This is a genomic window from Streptomyces sp. MnatMP-M17, from assembly GCF_900091995.1.
Classification (GTDB): domain Bacteria; phylum Actinomycetota; class Actinomycetes; order Streptomycetales; family Streptomycetaceae; genus Streptomyces.
On record NZ_FMDK01001217.1, the window covers coordinates 1 to 5,381 of the forward strand.

Here is a 5,381-nt window from a genome sequence, read left to right on the forward strand (position 1 = left end):
CGGCTGATGTCACTGCGGGCACGCGAGCCCAGCAAGATCCAAACGAGAGGCCCTAGGCGCCGAAGGCCGCCCGACCGGGCGACCGGACTGCCCTCGGGCCCGCAGCGGAGCCCACCGGACCGGCGAAGCCATACGCCGACCCGCCGCTACTTCTCTGTTACTCCCGCCGAGTCGAACGTCGCCACCTCGTGCATCGCCCGGGCCGCACTCTGGACCACCGGGAGGGCCAGGAGGGCGCCTGTGCCCTCGCCCAGGCGGAGGTCCAGGTCGACCAGCGGGCGGAGGCCGAGTTTGTTGAGGGCCGCCACATGGCCCGGTTCGGCGCTGCGGTGGCCGGCGATGCAGGCGGCCAGGGCCTCCGGGGCGATCGCTCGGGCGACCAGCGCCGCCGCGCCCGCGCTGACGCCGTCGAGGATCACCGGCGTGCGCAGAGACGCGCCGCCGAGCAGGAAACCGACCAGTGCCGCGTGCTCCAGGCCGCCCACCGCGGCGAGGACGCCGACCGGGTCGGCCGGGTCCGGGCGGTGGAGTTCGAGACCGCGGCGTACGACATCGACCTTGCGCGCGTGCATCTCGTCGTTGATGCCCGTGCCACGCCCGGTGACCTCCGTCGGGTCCTGGCCGGTGTAGACACAGATCAGCGCGGCGGACACCGTCGTATTGGCGATGCCCATCTCACCCGTGAGCAGCGCCTTGTTGCCCGCCGCCACCAGATCACGCGCCGTCTCGATACCGACCTCGATCGCGGCCAGCACATCCTCGCGGCTCAGGGCCGGTCCCGTCGTGAAGTCCGCCGTACCGGCCCGGACCTTACGCGGCAACAGCCCCGGCGTCGCCGGGAGTTCGCCCGCGACGCCCACGTCGATCACACACACCTCCGCGCCCACCTGGTTCGCGAACGCGTTGCACACCGCGCCGCCGCCCAGGAAGTTGGCCACCATCTGGCCGGTGACCTCCTGCGGCCAGGGAGTCACGCCCTGCGCGTGCACACCGTGGTCGCCCGCGAAGATCGCCACCGCCGCCGGCTCCGGGATCGGCGGCGGGCACAGCCGCGACAGACCGCTGAGCTGTGCCGAGATGATCTCCAGCATGCCGAGCGCGCCCGCGGGCTTCGTCATCCGCTTCTGCCGCTCCCACGCCTCCCCCAGCGCCTTGGCGTCCAGCGGACGGATGCTCGCGATGGTCTCCTGGAGGAGATCGTGCGGCTCCTCGCCGGGCAGCGCCCTGCGGCCGTACGTCTCCTCGTGGACGACCCATGACAGCGGCCGGCGCTTCGACCAGCCCGCCTGCATCAGCTCGGGCTCCTCGGGAAACTCGTCGACGTATCCCACGCACAGATACGACACGACTTCGAGGTGCTCGGGCAGGCCCAGCGCGCGGACCATCTCGCGCTCGTCGAAGAAGCTGACCCAGCCGACGCCGAGCCCTTCCGCGCGGGCGGCGAGCCACAGATTCTCGACGGCGAGCGCCGAGGAGTACGGCGCCATCTGCGGCTGGGTGTGGCGGCCGAGAGTGTGCCGGCCGCCGCGCGTCGGATCGGCGGTGACGACGATGTTCACCGGCGTTTCGAGGATGGCCTCGATCTTCAGTTCCTTGAACTGCTTCGCCCTGCCCTTGGGCAGCGACTTGGCATACGCGTCACGCTGACGCTGCGCCAGTTCGTGCATGGAACGACGGGTCTCGGCGGAGCGGATGACGACGAAGTCCCAGGGCTGCGAGTGGCCCACGCTGGGCGCGGTGTGCGCGGCTTCCAGGACGCGGAGCAGTACCTCGTGCGGGATGGGATCGGAACGGAAGCCGTTCCTGATGTCGCGCCGTTCGCGCATCACCCGGAGCACGGCCTCGCGCTCGGCGTCGTCGTAGCCGGAGGGCGCGGCGGTGCCTTCCTGCGGGACGGGCGCGGCTTCGGGCACGGCCTGGGCCTCGGGCGCGGCTTCAGCTTCGGCCTCGGGCTCGGGTGCGAGTACGGGTACGGGCACGGCTTCAGCCTCGGGCGCGGGTACGGGCGCGCTGTCGGGCTCCGGTGCGTATACGACCTCGGGCACGGCCTCAGGCACGGGCTCCGGCTCAGGCGCTGCCGCGAGCTCGGGCGCCTGTACAGGCTCAGGCTCGGGCTCCGGTGCAGGCTCGGCTACGGCCAACGGCTCTTCCGGCGCCTGGACCGGCTCCTCGGCCGTCGGTGGCTCCATCACCGGCGTCGGCTCGGGCTCGGGTGCGGGAACAGGTTCCCGTACGGGCTCGACGGCGACAGCCTCGGCCTGCCGGACGGCCTCGGCCGGCTCAGGTTCCGGCACGGGCTGGGGCTCCATCACGGGCTCCGGCTCCGGTCGTGCCGGGGCCTCGGGCACGACCGTTTCTGCTCGCACCTCGGGTGCTTCCGGTGCCACCGGTGCCGTCGTCGGCGGCTCGGCGCCCCATGGCGCGCCCGGCTGCGGCGGAATCTCGCCGAGCTGCGGCCCCGGCAGTACGGCCGACTCCTCGCGCGGGACGTCCAGATACTCCGGACCCGTGGTGGGCGGTCCCTGGGTCTGGGCCCGGACGCGGACGGACTGCGTGGGCGTACCCGCCGGGCCACGGTCCGCGAGCGAACGCACCACGCCGCCCGTCGGGTCGGGTACGGGCGGGCCCATGTGCAACGGGCGGCGCGGCGGAGTGGGGGCCGGTACGGGCGGAGCGGTCGCCATGGGCGAGGGAATCCGTACACCGTTGAGATCCACCGAACCGGAATCCCGGCCACCGGCCTCATGCGCGCCCGGCCGGTGCAGATTCCGTCCACGCCCGATGGAACCTTGCTGCGGCTCCTGCGCCGTCTCCTGTGCCGACTCCTGCTGTGATTCCTGCTGGAGTGCCTGCTCCGCTTCCCGCGGAGCGGCCGGCGTCACGGCAACCGCCTCCGGCTCGGCGGCGGGAACGGCCGGAACCTCCTGGACCGGCATGACGAACTCGCCCGAGGCAGAGCCATCGGCAGAGGCAGAAGCAGAAGCAGAAGCAGAGGCATTGACGGAAGTCCCGGCCACCGTGACCGGGCCCTGCTGCACCTGCGCCTGCGCCTGTTCCTGTACCTGCGCCGGGAACTCGGGCTGCCCCACGAACTCCGCCTGGGCCAGGACCGCGGGCTGCGCCGGGACCTCGGCCTGGATCTGTGACACCGGCTCCACCATCGGCGCCGGCTGTTCTATGGGCGGCGCCTGCTGCTGAACCGGCATCGACTCGGGAGCGGCATATCCCTCAGGACCGGCGAACTGCTCCGGAGCGAACCTCTCGGACACGTCGGACACCGCGAACCCATCAGGCACCGCGAATCCCTCGTGCCCGGCAAAGCCTTCCGGTCCGGGATACCCCGCAGGCGCGGCGTACCCGTCCGGCGTGGCATAGACGGCGGGCGCCTCCGCCGGTACCACCTGGGGATCGCTCCACCCACCCTGCGCGCTCGGCATCAGCAGCAGATCTTCGTCCTCGGTGACGGTCTCGGAGGGGTCCAGGTAGGTGTACGCGCCGGGAGCGGGGATGCCCGGCTGCTCCACCATGCCTGCGTTCTCCGGCAGTCCCTCGCCCAGGACCTGGCCGGTGTCAGTCATGCGTACCCCTCGCCCATAGGTTGTGCTCCTTCGGCCCGTCACCCGGGGCGCCCGATCCGCGGCGCTTCCGGCGCCCGTCAGGAACAACGAGCGTGAGCGCCGCGCGGCACGAACGGCGCGCGGTCACCCCGAAGTCTCGCGACTTCGCGCGGCCTTTCGCAGCCGGGACAGTGGATCCGTCCCGGCCCGCTGTGGGCTGCGCCACGTCGCGCGTCCCCCCGGTGTCGCCGTACCACATGAGGGCCCAAAACGGGCCCCTTTTCCGGACATTGACTAACGAAGTGACGAACGCCCGGCTGCGGTACAACGATCGGCCAGCCTACCGCGCGCGGCGCCGGAACAGGGTCAGGGGGCGCTCTCCGGACGCTGTCCGGAGACCAGGAAAACGACGGAACGCTCCCGCTCCGTCCATGCGCCGGTGTCGAGGTCGACGGACTGGAGGAGCACGCACTCCACCTCATATCCGCCTCCCGCCAAGGCCGTTCCGACGGCCTCGGCCTCGTCGCGGGTGGCCGCGTGGGTGACGATGCGCTCGGGCCTGCGGTCGGCGCAGGCGGTGACCACATCGATACCACCGCCGCCGATCCGTACGACATCCGGTTCCGGCAGCCGTTCGAGCACCTGCGGCGCCCGGCCCTGGACGACCTGCATCTGGACGCCCGCGCGACGGGCGGCGGCGGCCGTACTGGCGCAGGCGCCCGGTTCGTCGTCCACGGCGATCACGGCCGCGCCGAAGCGGGCTGCCTCGGCGGCGAGCGCACCGCTGCCGGAGCCGATGTCCCAGATCAGATCGCCGGTACGGGCTCCCAGCCGGGCCAGTTGGGCGGCGCGCAGCCAGGTCGACTCGCCCTCGTCGAGTTCGATGCCGTACTCCGCGGTCGGCAGGGCCCAGCCACGGCCGGCCGGCGGATAGCCGGGATCGCGTCCGGCGATCCAGCCGCCGGTCGGCGAGACGGCGGTGCCGACACCGCCGATGACAATCACCACATTGGGGTCACGCCAGACATGGTCGGCGGCCTTGTCGGAGGTGAGGACACTGACCTGCTCCCGCTCGGTGCCCAGTTCCTCGCAGATGACGAAGGTGCGGTGGACGCCGTCGAGGAGCAGGGCCAGTTCGGCCGGCCCGGCGCCCGGCGAGGTGAGGACGGCGACCTTGGTGTGCGCCCGGCAGACATTGACGGCGCGGCGGAGCGTACGGCGGTGGGCGACGACGATCTGGGCGTCGTCCCAGGCCATCCCGGCGCGCGCGAAGGCACCGGCCACGGCGGAGACCGCGGGGACGACTTCGACCTCCAGACCGTGTTCGGGCGCGCGGAGCGTCCGTACGACACCGAAGAAGCCCGGGTCCCCGTCGGCGAGCACCACGGCGCTGCCACGGTGGCCGGCGATCCGCCGGGCCGCGAGATCGATGGAGCCGAGCCGGATGCGTTCGGCGTCGGGCGGCACCTCGGGAAGAGCAAGATGGTGGGCGGCTCCGGCCACCAGGGTGGCGGCCGAGAGGGCGGCTCCGGCAGCAGCGGTGAGCGGCGAGCCGTCCCAGCCGATCACCGTGACGCGGTCGGCCATCGTCGTCAGTCTCCCGGGAGTCGTCGCTTACGTCGAGTGGTCGCGTGGTCGTGCGTGAAACCGATGGAACCGATGGAACCGATACGGGCACTTCGTCGCCGGTGGCTGCGGGCAGCACAAGGCACGGTGAGAGTACCTGGCCAGGCACGGAGAACGTCGGGCGGTGGATCGGGACGGCCTGTGGCGGCAGGACGCCGCCGCCGGTGCCGTACGCTCCAGCCGGTGCGGTCCGTTCCG

At 72.4% G+C, this 5,381-nt stretch carries 2 protein-coding genes; both read right to left on the bottom strand.

Annotated elements, in window-relative coordinates:
• Positions 1–146: 146 nt before the first annotated feature.
• Positions 147–3,578 carry a nicotinate-nucleotide--dimethylbenzimidazole phosphoribosyltransferase gene (cobT, locus tag GA0115259_RS37965; protein ID WP_093605162.1) on the bottom strand — a complete coding sequence of 1,144 codons (3,432 nt, stop codon included), beginning with the start codon at positions 3,576–3,578 and terminating at the stop codon, positions 147–149.
• 345 nt (positions 3,579–3,923) lie between these two features.
• Complete coding sequence (gene cbiE / locus GA0115259_RS37970; RefSeq protein ID WP_093605164.1) at positions 3,924–5,144, bottom strand: precorrin-6y C5,15-methyltransferase (decarboxylating) subunit CbiE; 1,221 nt, start codon at positions 5,142–5,144, stop codon at positions 3,924–3,926.
• Positions 5,145–5,381 lie beyond the last annotated feature (237 nt).

Coding starts and splice junctions, on each gene's coding strand:
- cobT (WP_093605162.1), bottom strand. CDS start 3,578: ATGACTGACACCGGCCAGGTCCTGGGCGAGGGACTGCCGGAGAACGCA.
- cbiE (WP_093605164.1), bottom strand. CDS start 5,144: ATGGCCGACCGCGTCACGGTGATCGGCTGGGACGGCTCGCCGCTCACC.